The sequence below is a fragment of the Ancylobacter gelatini genome (assembly GCF_022601675.1).
GTDB classification, from domain to species: Bacteria; Pseudomonadota; Alphaproteobacteria; order Rhizobiales; family Xanthobacteraceae; genus Ancylobacter; species Ancylobacter gelatini.
The window spans coordinates 187153-206326 of record NZ_JAKVIL010000005.1 but is presented as its reverse complement, the minus strand read 5'-3'; the positions used below and the strand labels follow the sequence as shown (position 1 = coordinate 206326).

Sequence of the window (19174 nt, the reverse complement as noted above, 5' to 3'; positions counted from 1 at the left end):
GACGCCCTAGCACGCCCGGGCGCGCAAAGGGAGGGTTGAGTTTAGTTCAAGCTGCCGCCGCGACGCTCGGTCAGTGTCAGCGCTGCGATCAGCGACACCACCGAGACCGCGATCAGATAGACCGCCGGCCCCATGTCGAACTGCTCGCGGGTGACCAGATACACCGCCACCATCGGCGCGGTGCCGCCGGCAAGGCCGAGCGCGACATTGTAGCTGAGCGAGAGCGCGCTGCAGCGCGTCTCCGGGCGGAACATCTCCACCAGCACGCAGGGCATCGGCCCGGCATAGGCGGCGATAAGCACCGCAAAGCCGAGTTGGCTGGCGAGCGCGAGGCCCGGCGTGCCGGCATCCAGCAGGCGGAACAGCGGCCAGGAAAACAGGATGAGGCCGACCAGCCCGGCGCAGACCACGGGCTTGCGCCCCACCCGGTCCGACAGCGCCGCAAACAGCGGGGCGAGCACCAGCACCGCGACCATGCTCACCGTGTTGATCTGGAGCGACAGGCGCTCCGGCAGCCCATCCACCTGCTGCATATAGGTCGTGAGATAGACGAACAGCATGTAGAAGCCGACGCCGAGCGTGAGGTTCAGCGCGGCGGCGCGCAGCATGTTGGCGCCGTCGATGCGGAAGGCGAGGATCAGCGGCAGGCCGTCATGAGCGTCTGGCGCGGCGGGCGCGCGGCGGGGCTCGGGAATCGCCGAGCCGCGCAGATAGAGCGTGAATCCGCCGAGCAGGACGCCGAGCAGGAACGGCACGCGCCAGCCCCAGGCGACCAGATCGTCGCCGCTCATGGCGGTGGCGGTCACTGCCGCCACGGCCGAGCCGAGCAGCGTGCCGCCCGAGGCGCCGCAGCCGGCGAAGGAGGCGATGAAGCCGCGCCGGGGCGGGCGGGCATTCTCGGCGAGGAAGATCGCCGATGTGGTGTATTCGCCGCCGATGGAGAGCCCCTGCAGCAGCCGCAGCATCAGCAGCAGCAGCGGCGCCAGCGCGCCGAGCGTCGCGTAGGTCGGCAACAGGCCGATGGCGACGGTGGAAAAGGTCATCATGCCGGCGGAGATGAACAGCGCCTGCCGCCGCCCGTAGCGGTCGCCGATATGCCCGAACACGATGCCCCCGACCGGCCGCATCAGGAATGAGGCCGCGAACACGCCGAAAGCCGCGAGCAGGCCGACGAAAGCGTCGCTGGCGGGGAAGAAGTTCTTCGCGAAGATCGCGGCGAGGAAGCCGTAGGCGGCGAAGTCGTACCATTCCAGCGCATTGCCCAGCGCGCCGGCGATGAGGGCGCGGGGCGGGGCGGAGACCGGCGAGGGGACGGCGGAGGCGTCGTCGAGGCTGGTCACGGTCACCGGCATTGATCCCGCGGGGCGCTGGAAGCGGCGGTCGGCCGATGGCGGTCGCCCGGCGGTGCTCGCCGCGGCCGCCCCCGCCCGCCCGCGACGCACCCGCGCGACGACAGTGTAGCCGCCGGACCGCGCCGAGGAAATCGCCCCGCGAGCCACCTACCGGCCAAATCCGCCACCCGCCGTGGGTCGTTGAAAGCCGCGAGGTCGTCGAACCGGCGCTCTCACTTCCGAGGCGGGCGAGGGCGGGCGAAGTCTGTTGCCGAACATGATGTCGCTTCCGCCATGGCCATGGGCGGCGCGACACAGGGAGGGCGCGGCCGGAAGGCCGGCCCGCGCGTTCGCCCGTGCCTTGAGGCCGGCCAATCAGGTCAGGCTGCGAACATCGACGTTCGCGCTCGCTCACGCCGCGCTGGGCGCTCCGCCCGCCGCCGTCGCCAGCCAGGCGGCGCCGCAGGCCTTGGCCAGTTCGCGCACGCGCAGGATGTAGCTCTGGCGCTCGGTCACCGAGATCACCCCGCGCGCGTCGAGCAGGTTGAAGACGTGGCTCGCCTTGATGCACTGGTCGTAGGCGGGCTGCGCCATCAGGTGGCGGCTCTTGTCGTCGTTCCAGCCGGCGGCGAGATATTTCGCGGCGGCGCTCTCCGCCATGCGGAACTGTTCCAGCAGCATGGCCGTGTCGGCATGCTCGAAATTGTGCCGGGAATATTCCTGCTCGGCCTGCAGGAACACGTCGCCATAGGTGACCTTCTCGTCGCCCTCGCGGCCGTTGAAGTTGAGGTCGTAGACGTTCTCGACCCCCTGCACATACATGGCGAGGCGCTCCAGCCCGTAGGTGAGTTCGCCCGAAACCGGGGAGCACTCGATGCCCGCCACCTGCTGGAAATAGGTGAACTGCGAGACTTCCATGCCGTCGCACCAGCATTCCCAGCCGAGCCCCCAGGCCCCGAGCGTCGGGCTTTCCCAGTCGTCCTCGACGAAGCGCACATCGTGCAGCTTGAGGTCGATGCCGATGGCGTCGAGCGAGGCGAGGTAGAGGTCCTGCAGATCGGCCGGCGAGGGCTTCAGGATCACCTGATACTGGTAATAATGCTGGAGCCGGTTCGGATTCTCGCCATAGCGGCCGTCCTTGGGCCGGCGCGAGGGCTGCACATAGGCGGCCTTCCACGGCAGCGGACCGAGTGCGCGCAGCGTGGTGGCGGGATGGAAGGTGCCGGCGCCGACTTCCATGTCGTAAGGCTGGAGCACCACGCAGCCCTTATCCGCCCAGAAGGCATGGAGCGCGAGGATGAGCCCCTGGAACGACTTGTCGGGGCGCATATGGGGCGGCAGCGTGGGATCGATCATGGGAAAGCCGGCGGTTGGCGGAAAAATCGCGCGCAACCTAAGGCGGGCGCCCGCGCGGATCAAGGCGAACATGACCGGGTAGCCGGCAGGCGTTCCCGCTTCCGGCAAAAGCGACTATCACTCCCTGATGCCCGACGACATGACCGATTCCCCGACCTCCAACGCCCCCGACTGGACCGTTTCCGAACTTTCCGGCGCGCTGAAGCGCACGGTGGAGGATGCGTTCGGCCATGTGCGGGTGCGCGGCGAAATCTCCGGCTATCGCGGGCCGCATTCCTCCGGCCACGCCTATTTCAGCCTGAAGGATTCCACTGCCCGGCTCGACGCCGTAGTGTGGAAGGGCAATTTCGGCCGGCTGCGGCTCAAGCCCGAGGAAGGGCTGGAAGTGGTGGCGATCGGCCGCATCACCACCTTTCCCGGCAAATCCTCCTACCAGATCGTCATCGAGCAGCTTGAATTCGCCGGTGCCGGCGCGATCATGGCGATGCTGGAGGAGCGCAAGCGCCGGCTCGCCAGCGAGGGCCTGTTCGCGCCCGAACGCAAGCGGCGCCCGCCCTTCCTGCCGCGCGTGATCGGCGTGGTCACCTCGCCGACGGGGGCGGTGATCCGCGATATTCTGCACCGGCTGGAGGACCGTTTCCCCCGCCATGTGCTGGTGTGGCCGGTGCGGGTACAGGGCGAGACTTCGGGCGCGGAAGTCGCTGCCGCCATTCGCGGCTTCAACGCGCTCCCAGTGGACGGCCCGGTGCCGCGCCCGGATGTGCTGATCGTCGCGCGCGGCGGCGGTTCGCTCGAAGACCTGCTCGGCTTTTCCGAGGAGATCGTGGTGAGGGCGGCCGCGGAGAGCGGCATTCCGCTGATTTCCGCCGTCGGCCACGAGACCGACGTGACGCTGATCGACTTCGCGGCCGATGTGCGCGCGCCCACCCCGACCGCCGCCGCAGAGATGGCGGTGCCCGTGCGCGGCGAATTGATCGCCGAGGTGCAGGGGCTTGGTGCCCGGCTTGGCGGGGCGATGGCGCGCATGGCGGAGCGGCGGCGCGGGGAGCTTCGTTCTCTCGCCCGCCTGCTGCCGAACGCGGACGCGCTGCTCGCCCAGCCGCGCCAGCGGCTCGACATGGCGTCGGGCCGGCTGCCGCGCGCCCTGACCGCCAATGCCGCCGCTCACCGGCTGCGGCTGACGCGTGCCGAAGGCCGGCTCGCGCCTGCCCGGCTCGCCGTGCTGGTGGAGCGGCGGCGTGAGCGCTTCGAACTGTTCGCTGCCCGCCTCGACAGCGCGCTGCGGGCCAATGCCAAGGCGCAGGCCGAGCGCAACGCCCGTTCGCGCGAGCGGCTGGAAGGGTTGGCGGCGCGACTGCAGCCGGCCATGCTGCGGGCGGGTCAGGAGCGGGCTCGCCGGCTCGCTGGGCTCGGCCAACTCATGCAGGCTTTGTCCTATCACGGCGTGCTGGAGCGCGGCTTCGCGCTGGTGCGCGATGCTTCGGGCACGCCCCTGCGCCGGGCGGCGAGCGTGGCGTCCGGGGCGGTGCTGGACCTTGAATTCGCCGATGGCCGCGTCGGGGCGGTGGCGGGTGGCGATCCGGCCGCGCCGCCGGCGCCTTCCGCCCCGCCGGCCAAGGCGCGACCGGATGTCCGTCCCGCGCCGCGTCGCCGGGCCAAGCCCTTGCCGGACACGGACGGACAGCCCACCTTGTTCGGCGAATGACGGTGCGAAGCGGGGTTGCCGTGAGGGTGCCCCGGTCTTTATGGTGGTGCGGTCGTCCCGGTTTCCGGCATGACGCTGCGCGCAGGGCATTGAAGGGCGGCCAACAGGGCCGCATCAGGCGATGAACAGGTTTGAACGATTCTCCGCGTCCGGCGAGGCCGAGGTGCGTTATCTCGACGGCGATTTCCGCGTCGTTCGCCCGGGCACCTATGTGCGCTGCGCGGTGACCGGCGAGGCGATCCCGCTCGACGAACTGCGCTACTGGAGCGTCGATTTGCAGGAAGCCTATGCCACGCCGCAGGCGGTGCTCGCCCGGCTGCATCCCGGCCGGCTGCGTCCCCCCACAGCGTAAGCGTCAGCGCCGGGGCGCCGCCCGGTCGGCGATCAGCACGTCCAGTGCCGCCGCGCTCTGAGGTTCCAATGCGAGCCGCACCGGCAACACCACGCAGGCGCTGAGCAGCGCACGGCCGGCATCGCTGCCGGCGAGCCGCGCCGCGTCCTTCTCCGTCGTCACCAGCAGCAATCCTTCGCGCTCGGCCTGAAGCCGCAAGTCGACGGCCTCGGTGCCGGTGAAGACGTGATGGTCGGCAAAGGCGCGGGTGATGGCCGGCAGCACGCCGAGCGAGCGCAGCGTGTCGAAGAACTTGGCAGGCCGGCCGATGCCGGCAAAGGCCAGCACGCGCCGGCCGATGAGCTGGGCGAGCACCTGCGCATCCGGGGCGAGGCGCCCGCGCAGCACCTTCAGCCCGGCCTCGTAGCCGTCGCGCGCCACGCGCTCGCCCGCCGCACCTTCGCCGATCACCAGCAGCGCCTGAGCGCGGGCGAACTGGGGCGGCAACGGCGCCCGGAGCGGGCCGGCGGGGAGGCACAGGCCATTGCCGATGCCCACCGCGCCATCGACCACGAGGAGCGACAGCGCCTTGGCCAGCGCCGGATTCTGGAAGCCATCATCCATGAGCAGCACGTCGGCGCCGTCGGCGACGGCGGCGGCGGCACCGGCCACCCGGTCCCGCGACACATAGGTCGGCGCGGCGCGGGCGAGCAGCAGCGGCTCGTCGCCGACATCGCCGGAGAGGTGGCGGGTGGGATCGACCTGCACCGGCCCCTTCTCGCGCCCGCCATAGCCGCGGGTGAGAATGGCCGGCCGCCGACCCTGCCGGGCGAGATGGCGCGCAAGGTGGATGGCGGTCGGGGTCTTGCCGGAGCCGCCGGCGGTCGGGTTGCCGACGCAGATCACCGGAATGCCGGGGTCGATGCCGCCGCGGCGCATGCGCAGGGCCGTGGCTGCCCCGACCAGCGCGCCGAGCGGGCGGAGCAGCGTTGCCTCCAGCCCCGCTTTTCGCCGCCACCAGAAATCGGGGGCCCGCATCGTCTTCAGTGCCTTTCCAGCCGGATCTGCACCAGATAGGGGTCGATCGCGGCGAGGGTACGTTCGAGCGCGCCGCCATAGCTGGCGATGGTGGCCTGCCCGGCCGCGCTCATGCGCTGGCGCGCGGGCGCGTCGGCGAACAGCATATAGGCGGCGGCGGCCAGGGAGCGAGCATCGGTCACCTGCGCCCCGCCGCGTTCGGCGTCGAGCCGGCCATAAATCTCCGCGAAATTGGTGACATAGGGTCCGTGCAGGATCGCCGAATCCAGCTTGATCGGCTCGATCGGATTCTGCCCGCCATGGCGCACCAGCGAACCACCGAGCAGCGCGACCGGCGCCAGCCGGTAGAACAGGCCGAGCTCGCCGATGGTGTCGGCGACGTAAATCTGCGTGCCACGATCGGGCAGATAGCCGTCCGAGCGCAGCACCGCCGGGCAGCCGGCCTCGTTGGCGAGCTGGAGCACCGCGCGGCCGCGCTCGGGATGGCGCGGGGCGATGATGGTCAGGAGGTTCGGCAATTCCTTGCGCAGGCGCTGATGGGCCTCGATCACCATCTCCTCCTCGCCCGGATGGGTCGAGGCGGCGACCAGCACCTGACGGCCCGAGGTCGCGGTGCGCAGCGCGTCGAAGGCGACGATGTCGACCGGCGGGGGCGGGGCATCGAATTTCAGATTGCCGGTGACGGTGACGCGCGGCGCGCCGAGCCGGCTGAGGCGATCGCCATCATCCGGGCCCTGGGCAAGGCACAGATCGACCCGCGCCAGCAACGCCGCCACACTCTTGGACATGCGGCGCCAGTTGACGAAGGATTTCGGCGACATGCGCGCGTTCACCATCACCAGCGGTGTGCGGCGGGCATTCACCTCGATCAAGAGGTTGGGCCAGAGTTCGGATTCTACCAGCAGCACCAGATCCGGCCGCCAGTGCTTGAGGAAGCGGCGCACGAAAAGGGGTGAATCCAGCGGCACGAACTGGTGCACGATGTCGGGCGGCAGCCGCGAGCTCGCGAGCCGCGCCGAGGTGACCGTGCCCGAGGTCAGCAGCACCTTGAAGCCGCGGGCCCGCAGCCGGTCCATCAACGGCAGCACCGCGATCATCTCGCCGACGCTGGCCCCGTGCAGCCACACCAGCGGCCCCTTGGGCCGGGGCACGCGGCTCAATCCGTGGCGCTCGCGCAGCCGCTGCCCATCCTCCTTGCCGCGCTTCAGCCGCTTCATCAGCAGCAGGCGCACGAACGGCGTCGCGAGCCAGGTCGCAAGCCGGTAGGCGCGGATCGGCAGGGTGAAACGCGCGCTAGCCATGATGCGCGACGCACTCCTTTGCGGGGGTACACCGGCCGACCAGCTCCTCGGCGCGGGTGGTTGCCACTTCGAGCTGGCGCTGCAATTCGCGGCGCGCGGCCTCCAGTTCCTCGGGTCCGGCGTCCGCCGCCACGCGCACGCCGTCGCCCGCGACCACTGCCGCCTTGCCGAAGGGCAGGTGGATCGCCGCCCTGTCCCAACTGCGTGCCAGGATGCGGTTCCGGGTGGCGATCGCCACCGGGTAGATCGGCCGGCCGGAATGCTTGGCGATGGTGATGACGCCCAGCCCCGCCACCCGGCTGATCTTGGGCACATCCGCGGTCATCGCGACATTGCAGCCCTCTTCCAGGCTGCGGATCATCTCCATCGTGGCGTTGAGGCCGCCCTTCTGGTGGAAGTTGCGGCCCTGCGCGCCGGAGCCGCGGATGGTCCCGATTCCCAGCGCCTCGGCGGCGATGGCGTTCACTTCCGCATCCTTGCTGCGCGAGATCATGACCTTCGCCTTATGGTGCGGCTTGACCAGGAACGGCGTCAGGAAATGCTGGCCGTGCCAGAAGGTGAGGATCATCGGAAGCTGCACTTCCGCCAGATCATAAAGGTCGGCCGGCTCCATCACCACGCGCGAGGAGCGCCAGACGAAACGCAGATAGGCGGCCATGCTCCGACCGAGCGCGGTGCGGAGCTTCCGCGATGTGCGCATGCGGCGCCACATGTGTCGATGTCACTCTCAGCGCGCGTTGGAGCCGGATTCCGGGTCCAGGAGCCGGTGAAGATGCACGACGAAGTAGCGCATATGCGCGTTGTCGACGGTCTGTTGCGCCTTGGACTTCCAGGCGGCATGGGCGGCGGCATAGTTCGGGTAGATGCCGACGATGTCGAGCTGGTCGAGATCCTTGAAGGTCACGCCGTCAATGTCTTCGAGTTCGCCGCCGAAGACGAGGTGGAGAAGCTGGGATTTGGTCTCGGTCATGCCGGTTGCGTTCCTACGATCGGGCCAGCCTCAGCGCGCCGCATCCAGCATGGACGGGTACAACAGGGCGCCGGCGGAAACCAGGGCGCCATGTCGCGGCACGGGCGCGTTGTAAGCGAGCGGGAGGCCGTCGAGTGTGGTCAGGCGGCCATATGCTTCGTGCACCAAAAGGTCGGCGGCGGCAAGGTCCCAGTCATTGCCATTGGGTGACGCGAATGCCGCATCCAGCTCGCCCGTCGCGACACGGGCGATGCGCAGCGCCAGCGAGCGGATGCGCGGATGGCGACGCACCGCGCCCGCCCGGTCGATATGGCTGAGCCACGGCCCGGGGCCGTCGACAAGGGCGCCTTCCACGCGCGCGGCCTCCGAGACCCGGATCGGCTGGCCGTTGCGGGTAGCGCCACCGCCGAGCACGGCGACGAACAATTCGTCCGTGACCGGGGCGAAGAGCGCGCCGGCGATCGGGCGGCCGTTTTCCACCAGCGCGGCTTCCACGCACCAGTCCGCGCCGCCGGCCATGTAGGCGCGGGTGCCGTCGATCGGGTCGACGATCCATACCCGGTCGCGCTCCAGCCGCGAGGGCTCGTCCACCGTCTCCTCGGAGAGCCAGCCATAGGCCGGCGCCAGCGCGCCGAGCCGCTCGCGCAGCATGGCGTCGACCGCGAGGTCGGCTTCGGTCACCGGGGAGTCATTGTGCTTGGACCAGGATTTCACCCCGGCGCGGAACATGGCGGCAGCGACCGCACCGGCCGCCACCACCGCATCCGCGAGATGGCGCGCCGCGATGGCCGGATCGGCCAGCGGGTCGGACGCGGGATCGTGGAGTGGCGAGGTCATGGCAACGCCTTATGCGTGCACGGGCGGGCTGGCAAGCCCCACCAATGGTGTGCGCCGTTTCTTAGCCGGTCCGGTCGAAAAAGCCGCAGCTTTTCAAGGTTTCGTCAAGCATAGACCCGGAAGAAGCCCGCAAAGAAACGATCAACCATTTCCCTTAAGCCGACAGGGAGAGGGCGTCCCATAGCTTCCCCTCACGACCGGGGCCGACAGAGCCTTCCGAAACCGGCGGGGAGTACCATGAGGCGTCAGTTCGCAGTGGAGGCGTGCCCTCCCGTTCCGTCCTACCCCTATGTCGCGCTGGACCGTCCGTCCGCGCCGGAAGGGTGGCCGATCGTCTTTCAGTCGCTTGATCCCAATGCCGATGCCGGTGCGCGGCTGATCGAGCTTCACCCCACGCGCATCGTGCTGCGGCGCCGGCTCTCCGGCGTGCCGATGCGGATCGAGATGGAGCTGTCGCGCTATGAGGGCGTGGCGGTGGCGCTGCTCGACCCGGAAGGCGAGGATGACGGCGTGGCCGTGGTTCTGGTCCATGCCGATCCCGGGCTTTCGGTGACGCTCTACAGCGCGCCGGGTATCGACGACGTGGTGGCGCAGTGGCGCGGCTGGAGCGAGGCGCTCGGCCTGCCCATGCTGGTGACCGAGGAGGATGGCAGTCGCCATCCGGCCTATCCGATGCTCGGCCGTCTGGTTGTCGCCGCAACCAAGCTGCGTCGCCGCCGTCGCGGTGGCCTGAAGCACCGCCGTCCCAGCGTGTTCCAGCGCCGGTCGCTGGGCCGCCCGGCTTTGAACCCCTCCGTGCATCGCGGTGAGCGTGAGCTGATCGCGCGCGACTGATGCGGGCCTGGTGCCTCGTGACACGGCGTCACGCGAGGGCTCTCGAAATCGCCTGCCGGTCTTTGCTAGGATGGCGCGGGGCGAGACCTGCTCCCCTCCCGAATCGCCAGGGTCGGGCACCGGACGGGCCGGTGCCTCTCAAGGAAAAGTGCCATGAAACGGAGCCTGCCCCTTTTCGCCGCCCTCGCCGCCCTGGTGGTGGGGCTGCTCGGCCCCGGGGAAACGGCCCGCGCCGATTCGACCTGCGCGCAGACGGTGGTCGACACCCAGGCGGCCGTCGACCGCATCATTGCCGACCGCGCCGCCAGCGGCCCGTCTGCGCCGGAGGGCGACACCGCGCTGCTGAGCGAGGATCCTTCGCCGGACGGCATGGCCAAGGTCGAGGGCGAACTGGGCGACGGCACGGCGCCGGAAAAGGCGTTGGCCGCGCTGGAGCGCGCGCGCAAGGCTGATGCCGCGGGCGACACGGAGGCCTGCCAGCAGGAAGTCGCCGCCGCGCGCGATGCCGTCGGGCTGCAATGATCCCGCAAGACAGCTGAAGCGAGGCCCATGGCCCCGCTTCAGCCTGTATCGCACCGCGTCGCGCGCCGGAGTTGAACGGGCGCGCGCCTCACGGGCAGACGTGTACCCAGCCATTCCACCCGGTGCGACGCCAGAAGCAGCCGGGACCGACCGGCGGTCCCCAGGCGCGGGCATAGGGCGGCACATACCAGTAGCGATAATTCGGCCGCCAGACGCAGCGCCAGGGTCCGCAGACCCAGCGCACGTTTTCCGTCGCGGGAGCGATGGCCGGTGCGGCTGCGAGCGCGGGGGTCGCAACGGCCGCCTGTGCGGTGCCGCCGGTGAGGACGGGCGCGGCCAGCGTGCCGAGCGCGAGCAGGGCAGCGAGGCCGAGCGAGCGCAGGCAGGGGGAAAGTTTCAGGCGAGGGAATGAGGGCACGGCAGGCATGGAGCACTCCCGAACTGAGAACCGGCCTGAAAGCCGGACAGTTTCAGCATAGCACGTCACCCGGCCGCGACGAACGGTAGCGCGGGCCGGAGACGGAGGAATTTCGTCGGCTTCGTTTTTCTCACCGCCGGTGAGGGCGTGTGGAACCTTTCGCCCCCTTTCGCCACTTTCTACCCTTGAGCGGCGCGCCTAAGCTCAGCGCAGATGAGTGACGGAACGAACCACGGGAGGAGCCACGAGATGCGCGCGAAGATCATCGGAACCACGCTGCCGGTGCTGGAAGTCGGGCTCGATGCCGGGGAGACGGTCATCGGCGCACCGGACCAACTGTCCTGGATGTCCGGCGACATGCAGCTGACGACATCGGCCATGGGCGGCGGCGGTGGCGGCGGACTGTTCGGACTGGTGAGCCGCGCGGTGTCCGGCGCCGGCCTGTTCATGACCGAGTTCCATGCCGCGCGCGGGCCGGGCAACGTCGCCTTCGCCGCCAAGATGCCGGGCAACATCGTGGAGATCGAGGTGCGGCCCGGTGCCGGCTATCTGGTGCATCGCCACGGCTTCGTGTGCGGCACGCCGGGCATCGAGATCGCCAGCGCGTTCCAGCAGACGCTGGGCGGGGCGGTGTTCGGCGGGGAGGGCTTCATCCTGCAGAAGCTGTCCGGCTCCGCGCAGGCCTGGATCGAGCTTGGCGGCGAACTCGTGACCTACGACCTCCAGCCCGGGCAGGTCATCCTCGCCCATCCCGGCCATGTCGGCATGTTCGAGGAGAGCGTCTCCTTCGAGATCACCACCATGCGCGGAGTGAAGAACGCGCTGTTCGGGGGCGATGGGCTTTTCCTCGCCAGGCTTTCCGGGCCCGGCAAGGTGTGGCTGCAGACGCTGACCGCGCCCGGCCTCGCCCACACGCTGAGCCATTACCTGCCGCAGGCTCGCGAGCACTGAACGCTGCCGGCCCGCGCCGGCGGGCCGGTTCAGCTGAGTGTCAGGAAGCCGACCACCCCGCCGCCGAGCACGAAGATGGCGGGGTTGACCTTCTTGACGAAGCGCACGCCGAGAAACACCGCGATGGCGATCGCGACCGTGGTCGCGCCGTCGATCGCGGTACGGGCGATCGAGATCGTGCCGGCCGCCATCAGCCCGACCACCAGCGGGGCCAAGCCCTCCTGGAGCGAGCGGCGCCAGGGCGAACCCTCGAAATGATCCCAGATCCGCGAAGCGCCCCAGGAGATCAGTCCGGCCGGCACGAAGAAGCCGAGATAGGCCAGCAGCGCGCCGAAATAGCCCGAGACGTGATAGCCGATCACCATCACCATCAGCATGTTCGGCCCGGGCACCACCTGCCCGAGGCCGTAAATGTCGCGGAACTGGTCGTCGGTCAGCCAGTGATGGGTGTCGACCACCAGCGCCTTGGTTTCCGGCAGCACGGCCGCGCCTCCGCCCACCGCGAGCACGGAAAGCAGCGAGAACACGCCGAGGACGGTGAGGTTCTCCTGAAGATTCACGGCACCGTCTCCTGTTTCGGCGGTACCGATGGCGGCTCAAGCTGCGAGGGCCGGTAGATGAAGACCGCGACCGGCCCGACCGTGAGCAGCACCCAGATCAGCGAGACATGGAGGTAATTGATCAGCGTCACGGTCACGAGAATGATCGCGACGTCGATCCACTTGCCGAACTGCTTGCGCCCGATCTGAAAGGTGACGGCGGTGAGCATGCCGACCGCCGCCGCGCCGACGCCGATCAGCGCGGCGTTCACATAGGGGTTCTTGGCATTGGAGGCGTAGAGCACGCCCAGCACCATCACCAGCGTCGCGCCCGGCAGGGTGATGCCGAGAAAGGCGACGACGGAGCCGACCACGCCGCGCAGCCGGTCGCCGACGATGATCGCCATATTGGTGGCGTTCAGCCCCGGCAGCGCCTGCGAGATTTCCAGCGCGGAGAGGAAGCGTTCCTCGTCGAGCCAGCCTTTTTGCAGCACCAGCGCGTTGCGCAGATAGGCCACCACGCCGCCGCCGAAACTGGTGGCGCCGATGATGAGGAAGGTGATGAACAACTCGGCCATCGGCACCTTGGCCGGTGCGGTCGGGGCCGCGCCCGGCGGTGGCGCGTCCGGCCCCGTCGGGGCCGCCTCGACGGGAGGGAGCGAGGTGTTCATTCGTGGCCGACCGCTGCCTTCTGGCCGAAGCTGTAGACCAGCGCCGTCTTGGTGGCGCCGAGCTGGACCCACTCGCTGGCCTCGGTCTGCACCGCTTTGAAGAATTCCTCCGAGCGGATGCGCGCCTTGGCGTGCACGGCGTCGTAGCGGTCGAATTTCGCCTGGAAGGCGAACTCGCCGATGATGGTGGTCTCGGTCGGGCGGTCGCGCCATACCGAAAGCGTCGCCTTGGCCTCGAATTCGTGGCCGAAATCGAACAGCCCGACATTCACCTGCACTTCTTCCACCGGCAGGTTGTTCACCAGCGAAACGGGCGAACCCTTCTGCGCCGGGCAGTGCTCGTTCAGTGTCGGGAACACGGTGGAGATACGCTCCAGCCCCTCGTCGAGCACCAGGCCGGGGGTGAGCAGCACGCAATTGTGCGAGTAGAGCGAGCGCATGCCGCCGACGCTGTCCTTCAGCGGCAGCAGCTCTTCCTTGAACTTGATGTTGGCGCTGCCGTGCAGATGCGGCGTGACGTCGATGCTTGCCGCGGTCTCGAGGTCGGCATGGCGAAACTTGAAGGTCAGCTCATGCTGCGGCTCGGGCCAGCCATCGGTGTAGAAGGTGCGCTTCCGCAGGATGAAGGACTGGCGATACAGGTCGTAGTCCGGTGTGTCGTAGAACAGCACCTCGCGGACCTGACGCTTGAACGCATCCTTGTTGGTGGTGACGCCCACCTTGAATTCGGCGGCGATGAGGCACAGCTTGTGCCAGTAGACCTCGAATTGATGCGGATCGAAGAACCGCTCCGGGCGGAGCAGAATTTTGTATTCACGGTAGTGAATATCGTCCATCGGTATGCCTTGGTAACGGTCGCCTCGTGCCGTGCAACAAGGGTTTACGCCTAGTCCCCGATCGTCACAAGACGGTCGCCGCCCGGACGGAGCATGCCGGCCATCTTGAAGCGTGCCGGGGTTCCGTGGTCCAAGTGGAACCAAGGTTCAAAGGGTGGCGACCCGTGCCACCATGAGAGAGTGAGACACGACGATGCCCTCGAAGCTCGAGCAATTGCGCGCCATGACCGTGGTCGTCGCCGACACCGGCGACATCGAGGCGGTGCGCCGGCTCAAACCGCAGGATTGCACCACCAACCCCACGCTGCTGCTGAAGGCCGCGGAGACCCCGGCCTATGCCGGGCTGGTTGATGAAGCGATCGCCTGGGGGCAGAAGCAGTCCGGCGCGCATGAGGCGGTGGTGGCGGCGACCTGCGACCGGCTGGCGCTGAATTTCGGCGCGGAGCTGTCCGGCATCGTGCCCGGCCGTGTCTCCACCGAGGTCGATGCGGATCTGTCCTTCGACACCGCCGCCACCCTCGACAAGGCGCGGGCCTTCATCAAGGCCTATGAGGCGCGGGGCGTCGGGCGTGATCGCATCCTGATCAAGATCGCCTCGACCTGGGAAGGCATCAAGGCCGCCGAGGTGCTTCAGAAGGAGGGGATCGACTGCAACCTCACCCTTCTGTTCTCCCTCGCCCAGGCCAGCGCCTGCGCGGATGCCGGCGCGTTCCTGATCTCGCCCTTCGTCGGGCGCATCCTCGACTGGCACGTCAAGGCCGGCAAGGGGCCGTTCACCGCCGAGACCGACCCCGGCGTGGTGTCGGTCCGCGAGATCTACGCCTATTACAAGAAGCACGGCATCCCGACGGTGGTGATGGGCGCCTCGTTCCGCAACACCGGGGAAATCGAGGCGCTGGCGGGCTGCGACCGGCTGACGATCGGCCCGGCGCTGCTCGACGAACTCGCCAAGGACGAGGGTACGCTGGCGCGCCGGCTCGACCCCTCCCACGTCGAGGGCGCCCCGGACCGGCTCGCTCTCGACGAGAAGGCGTTCCGCTTCGCGCTGAACGAGGACGCCATGGCGACCGAGAAGCTTTCCGAGGGCATCCGCTCCTTCGTGAAGGACCTCAACAGCCTGCGCGCGCTGGTCGGCAAGCGCATCGAGGGTGCGCAGGCGGCCTGATCGCGCGAAGGGAACGGGCCGCGACGGGCGTGACAGTGTGACATGATCGATCCGCAACTGGCGTTCGCGCTGGCCGCCGTGCCGGCTGCCCTTGCCGTGGGCATGAGCAAGGGCGGCGTGCCGATGATCGGCCTGCTCGCGGTCCCGATCCTCTCGCTCGCCATGCCGCCCATCGCCGCCGCCGGGCTTTTGTTGCCGGTGTATGTCATTTCCGACATGTTCGGTGTCTGGGCCTACCGTCGCGAATTCTCGGTGCGCAACCTCGCCATCCTGACCCCGGCGGCGGCGCTGGGCATCGGGCTCGGCTGGGCGAGTGCCTCGGTGGTGACGGATGCGGAGGTGATGCTGGCGGTGGGGCTGATCGGCCTCGCCTTCTGCCTGCACCGCTGGCTCGGCCGCGCCAATCTCGAAGCGAAGCCCGCCAATGTTCCGCGCGGCATGTTCTGGGGAACGGTGTGCGGCTTCACCAGCTTCATGACGCATGCCGGCGGCCCGCCCTATCAGATCTATATGGTACCGCAGCGCCTGCCGAAAATGGTGTTCGCCGGCACCTCGACGCTGCTGTTCGCGGCGATCAATGCGATGAAGATCCTGCCCTATTGGGCACTCGGGCAGCTCAACCCGACCAATCTTGCCATCACCGCCTGGCTGGCGCCGGTCGCGGTGGCGGCGACCTTCCTCGGCGTCTGGCTCAACCGGCGCATCCCCGAGCAGCTGTTCTTCCGGCTGGTGATGGGCGCTCTGTTCGTGCTGTCGCTGAAGCTGGTCTATGACGGCGTGCGGCCTTATCTCGGCGCGCTGTTCGCCTAACTCGCCCGCCCTTGTGACAGCTTCGCCAGCGTGCCGCGCAGCCGTGGCGCGGCGAGGTCGAGGAAGCGCCGCATCTTCAGCGGCATCTGCCCGCGCGCGGCGTGGACCAGATGCACCGGTGCCGGCTCCGGTTCGAAATCCTCCAGGATCAGGGTCAGCGCGCCGCGCTGGATCGCCTCCGCCACCTGATAATGCAGCAGGCGAACCACGCCGATGCCGCGCGTGGCCGCGTCGACGGCAGCTTCGGTGGTGCTCACCAGCAGCCGCGACCGCACCGGAACATCCAGCGGTTCGGAGCTGCCGGGCACGCGGTAGCGCCATGCCGGCACCGCGGAGGGCATCTCGTAGGCAATGGTCGGCAGGGCCGGCAGGGCGTCGGGCCGGTCCGGCACGCCGTGGCCGGCAAGCAGGGCCGGGCTGGCGCAGGTGACGAGGCGCATCGTGCCGATGCCGGTCGCGACCAGCGTGCTATTTGGCAGTGCGCCGATGCGCACCGCCATGTCGACGTGGTCCTCGGCGAGATGGAGGTTGTGGTCGGCCAGCAGCAACCGGACGTCGATCTGCGGGAACGCCGCGAGAAACTCGGCCACCACTGGCAGCACATGCAACCGGCCAAACATCAGCGGCGCGGTGACGACCAGTTCGCCCTTCGGCGTGGTGAACTCGCCGGCGACCTCGCGCTCGGCCTCCTCGACCTGCTCCAGGATGCGCCGGGCGGCGGCCACATAGGCGGTGCCGGCATCGGTGAGCGAGAGCCGGCGGGTGGTGCGGGTCAGGAGCCGCGCGCCGATCAGCGCTTCGAGCTCGGCGATCTTGCGGCTCAGCGTCGCCAGCGGGACCTTGAGCGCCCGGCTGGCCGCCGAGAAGCTTCCGGCGTCGGAGACCGCCACCAAGAGGGACATCGCCTCGAAGCGGTCCATTCATCATTCCGGTTTTCGAGAGGATAATTCCCACAACTAGCAGATTATCCAGCTAACCGGAACGGAGCATGTTGCGTCGCAGGCAGGCCGTGCTGGCCCGCATCAGCGAAGGAAAGACCGATGTCCCGTATCGCCATCCCCGCCCGCGACGACGCCCCGGAAGGCTCGAAGCCCACGCTCGACGCCGTTCACAAGGCGCTCGGCGCGGTGCCGAACCTGTTCCGCCTCATTGCCACCAGCCCGACGGCGCTGACCGCCTATACCGGCTTCAACGGAGCGCTGTCGAAGGTGCTCGACGTGAAGACCCGCGAGCGCATCGCGCTTGCCGTGGCGCAGGTCAATGGCTGCGATTACTGCCTGTCCGCTCACAGCTATCTCGCGCTCAACCTCGCCAAGCTCACCGCGGAGGAAATCGCACTGAACCGCAACGGCGCTTCGGGCGATGCCCGCGCCGATGCGGCCGTCGCCTTCGCGGCCAAGGTGGCGCGCGAGCGCGGCCATGTCGGCGACGCCGATCTCGCGGCGGTGCGTGCGGCCGGCTTCACCGACGGCCAGATCGTGGAAATCGTCGCGCTGGTCGCGGAGAACAGCTTCACCAATTACCTGAACGAGGTCGCCAAGACCGACATCGACTTTCCGGTGGTGCGGGCTTCCGAGGCCGCGTGACGTCGAAAGGGCCGGGCGCCGGGCTCGGCCCCCATCTGCCGTGGGAGGCTTATCATGGGCTATGGGTTTCTCGATATCGCCATCACGCCGGCCGTCCGCGCCGTTCAGGAGCAGATGGGCACCGCCGAGATGTGGGAGGACTTCGCCAGCGAGCGCGCCTCGGATCGCTTCACGCCGAGCGAGGCGGCCTTCATCGCGAGCCGGGACAGCTTCTACATGGCGACCGTGTCCGAGACCGGTTGGCCCTATGTCCAGCATCGCGGCGGGCCGCGCGGCTTTCTCAAGATGATCGACGAGCGCACGCTGGCCTTCGCCGATTTCGCCGGGAACCGGCAATATATCAGCACCGGCAACGCCGCCGCCAATGATCGGGTCTGCCTGTTCCTGATGGACTATCCGCGCCGGGCGCGGCTGAAGATCTACGCCCATGCGCAGGTGCTCGCGGTGGACGCCGACCCCGCGCTGGCTGATCAGCTCCGCGTGCCCGGCTACCGGGGACGGATCGAGCGCCTCTACCGCCTCAGGCTCACCGCCTTCGACTGGAACTGCCCGCAGCACATCACACCGCGCTTCACCGAGAGCGAGGTTGCCGAGGCGGTCGCCCCGCTGCGCCGTCGCCTCGCCGAGCTTGAGGCCGAGAACGCGGCGCTGAAGGCCGGGCGTGCGATCGATGGCGCTTCCGGGGCCGGCTAGTCCAGTTCCGCCCGCGCCCTGGAAAGCGCCGCCGCGCACCAGAAGCCGGCGGCCAGCACCAGCGCGCCGACGATCACGGCGCCAAGCACCGCGTCATAGGAGCCGGCCGCCGACCACAGCAGGGCCATGCCGGCCGGGGCGACGGCGCGCGCGGCGGTGGCGGGGACGGCGAGGGCGCCATTGACCGCGCCATAGGACCGGCGCGTCAGCAGTTCCGGCACCACCAGCCCGCGCACGATGGTCATGATGCCGTTGGCGGCGCCGAAGCACAGGGCGAACCCGGCCACGCCGGCGAAGGAGGGCGGCATGAATTCGAGCGCGAGGAAGGCCAGCGGGAATACCGCGACCATGATCGAGCCCACCACGCGCACGGGCGCATGCGGCACGGCAAGCCAGATCACCAGCCGCCCGCCGACCTGCGCCGGGCCGATGATGGCGATGGCCGCGACCACGGTGGCGGCGTCGAAGCCGCGTTCGATCAGCAGCGGGTAGAGATGGAAGGTGAAGCCGGAGAACATCGCCGAATAGGCGGTGAAGGCGATGGCGAGAGCCCAGAACACCGGCATGCGCACTACCTGCGCCATGACCTGCCGCGCGCTCGGATCATCATGCGCCGCCGCCGGCTGTGGCGCGTCGGCGGCGGGGTCGATGACCGCGAAGTTCAGTCCCGCGCAGATGACGATGTTGATCAGGCCGAGCACCAGCAGAGTCTCGCGCCAGCCGCCGGCCTCGATCAGCAGATGGACCAGCGGGATGAACACGGTCGAGGCGAAGCCGCCCCACATGGTGATGGCCGTGATGCCGGAGCGCGCGTGCAGCGGCCCCGCCCGGCGCGCCACCACCGCGAAGGCGGGGTCGTAGAGCGTGGCGGCCTGCATCGCGCCGATGCCGGCAACGGCGAGATAGAACAGCGCCATGTTGCCGGCAAAGGACCACAGGACCAGCAGGGTTCCGGCGATCAGCGAGCCGCCGGCCATGATAAGGCGCCCCCGGCCGGCATCGATCGCCGCGCCGATCGGGTAGGCGGCAAGGCCCGCCAGAGCGAGGCCGAGCGTGGCGGCGCCGTAGAGCTCGGCCTTGCTCCAGCCGAGATCCTCGCTCATGGCCTGCGCGACCAGCGGGAAGGCATAATAGAGCGAGCCCCAGGAGCAGATCTGCGCAGCGCCGAGCGCCGAGATGAACAGCCCGCCGGGCCGGGGAGGCACATGCCGCGCCGGTGGATCGGTTGCAGCGGGTGCGCCCGTCTCTTCCGGTGCAGCGGCGTGGGGGAGGGCCATGAT

General features: G+C 69.2%; 22 protein-coding genes. 9 read left to right on the top strand and 13 right to left on the bottom strand.

Features of this window, described 5'->3' with window-relative positions:
- Positions 1-41 precede the first annotated feature (41 nt).
- Together MKI84_RS11125 and MKI84_RS11120 are read right to left on the bottom strand one after the other, a co-directional pair.
- Entirely contained in the window at positions 42-1346 is a 1305-nt protein-coding gene (locus tag MKI84_RS11125; RefSeq protein ID WP_241619514.1) for an MFS transporter, read from the bottom strand.
- Positions 1347-1742: 396 nt separating this feature from the next.
- Complete coding sequence (locus tag MKI84_RS11120; protein WP_241619513.1) at positions 1743-2687, bottom strand: glycine--tRNA ligase subunit alpha; 945 nt, start codon at positions 2685-2687, stop codon at positions 1743-1745.
- A 127-nt stretch (positions 2688-2814) separates the two neighbouring features.
- Between MKI84_RS11120 and xseA the strand changes: the two genes are divergently transcribed.
- Both xseA and MKI84_RS11110 read left to right on the top strand, forming a co-directional pair.
- Positions 2815-4392, top strand: a complete 1578-nt coding sequence (gene xseA, locus MKI84_RS11115) for an exodeoxyribonuclease VII large subunit (RefSeq protein ID WP_241619511.1) — start codon at positions 2815-2817, stop codon at positions 4390-4392.
- Between the two features lie 121 nt (positions 4393-4513).
- Complete coding sequence (locus tag MKI84_RS11110; RefSeq protein ID WP_241619510.1) at positions 4514-4744, top strand: DUF2093 domain-containing protein; 231 nt, start codon at positions 4514-4516, stop codon at positions 4742-4744.
- Between the two features lie 3 nt (positions 4745-4747).
- Here MKI84_RS11110 and lpxK read toward each other — a convergent pair whose 3' ends face one another.
- The 5 genes from lpxK to MKI84_RS11085 are packed head-to-tail and all read right to left on the bottom strand — an operon-like array spanning position 4748 to position 8869.
- The gene (gene lpxK, locus MKI84_RS11105; protein ID WP_241619509.1) at positions 4748-5761 is read right to left on the bottom strand and encodes a tetraacyldisaccharide 4'-kinase; all 1014 of its coding nucleotides are present in this window, start codon (positions 5759-5761) and stop codon (positions 4748-4750) included.
- Positions 5762-5766: 5 nt separating this feature from the next.
- Positions 5767-7062: a 3-deoxy-D-manno-octulosonic acid transferase gene (locus tag MKI84_RS11100; RefSeq protein ID WP_241619508.1), complete on the bottom strand. Its 1296-nt coding sequence runs from the start codon at positions 7060-7062 to the stop codon at positions 5767-5769.
- Positions 7055-7774: a lysophospholipid acyltransferase family protein gene (locus tag MKI84_RS11095; protein WP_241619507.1), complete on the bottom strand. Its 720-nt coding sequence runs from the start codon at positions 7772-7774 to the stop codon at positions 7055-7057. Before MKI84_RS11095 ends, MKI84_RS11100 begins: the two co-directional genes overlap by 8 nt.
- A 15-nt stretch (positions 7775-7789) precedes the next feature.
- Entirely contained in the window at positions 7790-8032 is a 243-nt protein-coding gene (locus MKI84_RS11090) for a DUF4170 domain-containing protein (protein WP_241619506.1), read from the bottom strand.
- A gap of 30 nt (positions 8033-8062) precedes the next feature.
- Complete coding sequence (locus MKI84_RS11085) at positions 8063-8869, bottom strand: 3'(2'),5'-bisphosphate nucleotidase CysQ (RefSeq protein ID WP_241619504.1); 807 nt, start codon at positions 8867-8869, stop codon at positions 8063-8065.
- Between the two features lie 237 nt (positions 8870-9106).
- On the opposite strand from MKI84_RS11085, the gene MKI84_RS11080 reads away from it, so the two are divergent.
- Entirely contained in the window at positions 9107-9703 is a 597-nt protein-coding gene (locus MKI84_RS11080; RefSeq protein ID WP_241619503.1) for a DUF6101 family protein, read from the top strand.
- A 153-nt stretch (positions 9704-9856) separates the two neighbouring features.
- Positions 9857-10225, top strand: coding sequence for a hypothetical protein (locus MKI84_RS11075; protein WP_241619502.1), 369 nt, complete (start codon positions 9857-9859; stop codon positions 10223-10225).
- 88 nt (positions 10226-10313) lie between these two features.
- On the opposite strand, the gene MKI84_RS11070 is transcribed toward MKI84_RS11075, so the two are convergent.
- Entirely contained in the window at positions 10314-10652 is a 339-nt protein-coding gene (locus MKI84_RS11070) for a hypothetical protein (RefSeq protein WP_241619501.1), read from the bottom strand.
- A 240-nt stretch (positions 10653-10892) separates the two neighbouring features.
- On the opposite strand from MKI84_RS11070, the gene MKI84_RS11065 reads away from it, so the two are divergent.
- On the top strand, positions 10893-11594 hold the full coding sequence (locus MKI84_RS11065) for an AIM24 family protein (protein WP_241619500.1): 702 nt from the start codon (positions 10893-10895) through the stop codon (positions 11592-11594).
- A 29-nt stretch (positions 11595-11623) separates the two neighbouring features.
- On the opposite strand, the gene MKI84_RS11060 is transcribed toward MKI84_RS11065, so the two are convergent.
- The 3 genes from MKI84_RS11060 to MKI84_RS11050 are packed head-to-tail and all read right to left on the bottom strand — an operon-like array spanning position 11624 to position 13640.
- On the bottom strand, positions 11624-12154 hold the full coding sequence (locus MKI84_RS11060; RefSeq protein ID WP_241619499.1) for a chromate transporter: 531 nt from the start codon (positions 12152-12154) through the stop codon (positions 11624-11626).
- Complete coding sequence (locus MKI84_RS11055) at positions 12151-12804, bottom strand: chromate transporter (protein WP_241619498.1); 654 nt, start codon at positions 12802-12804, stop codon at positions 12151-12153. Before MKI84_RS11055 ends, MKI84_RS11060 begins: the two co-directional genes overlap by 4 nt.
- Positions 12801-13640, bottom strand: a complete 840-nt coding sequence (locus tag MKI84_RS11050; RefSeq protein WP_241619496.1) for a hypothetical protein — start codon at positions 13638-13640, stop codon at positions 12801-12803. Before MKI84_RS11050 ends, MKI84_RS11055 begins: the two co-directional genes overlap by 4 nt.
- Positions 13641-13833: 193 nt before the next feature.
- Between MKI84_RS11050 and tal the strand changes: the two genes are divergently transcribed.
- Together tal and MKI84_RS11040 are read left to right on the top strand one after the other, a co-directional pair.
- Complete coding sequence (gene tal, locus MKI84_RS11045) at positions 13834-14805, top strand: transaldolase (RefSeq protein WP_241619495.1); 972 nt, start codon at positions 13834-13836, stop codon at positions 14803-14805.
- Between the two features lie 42 nt (positions 14806-14847).
- Complete coding sequence (locus tag MKI84_RS11040; protein ID WP_241619494.1) at positions 14848-15615, top strand: sulfite exporter TauE/SafE family protein; 768 nt, start codon at positions 14848-14850, stop codon at positions 15613-15615.
- Here the strand turns inward: MKI84_RS11040 and MKI84_RS11035 are convergent.
- The gene (locus MKI84_RS11035; protein WP_241619493.1) at positions 15612-16535 is read right to left on the bottom strand and encodes a LysR substrate-binding domain-containing protein; all 924 of its coding nucleotides are present in this window, start codon (positions 16533-16535) and stop codon (positions 15612-15614) included. The genes MKI84_RS11040 and MKI84_RS11035 overlap by 4 nt on opposite strands.
- A 120-nt stretch (positions 16536-16655) precedes the next feature.
- Between MKI84_RS11035 and MKI84_RS11030 the strand changes: the two genes are divergently transcribed.
- Positions 16656-17201, top strand: a complete 546-nt coding sequence (locus MKI84_RS11030) for a carboxymuconolactone decarboxylase family protein (RefSeq protein ID WP_241619492.1) — start codon at positions 16656-16658, stop codon at positions 17199-17201.
- A 54-nt stretch (positions 17202-17255) separates the two neighbouring features.
- Complete coding sequence (locus tag MKI84_RS11025) at positions 17256-17894, top strand: pyridoxamine 5'-phosphate oxidase family protein (RefSeq protein WP_241619491.1); 639 nt, start codon at positions 17256-17258, stop codon at positions 17892-17894.
- On the opposite strand, the gene MKI84_RS11020 is transcribed toward MKI84_RS11025, so the two are convergent.
- Positions 17891-19171 (bottom strand): MFS transporter, encoded by a 1281-nt coding sequence (locus tag MKI84_RS11020; RefSeq protein WP_241619490.1) that lies wholly within the window; start codon positions 19169-19171, stop codon positions 17891-17893. The genes MKI84_RS11025 and MKI84_RS11020 overlap by 4 nt on opposite strands.
- Positions 19172-19174: the final 3 nt, after the last annotated feature.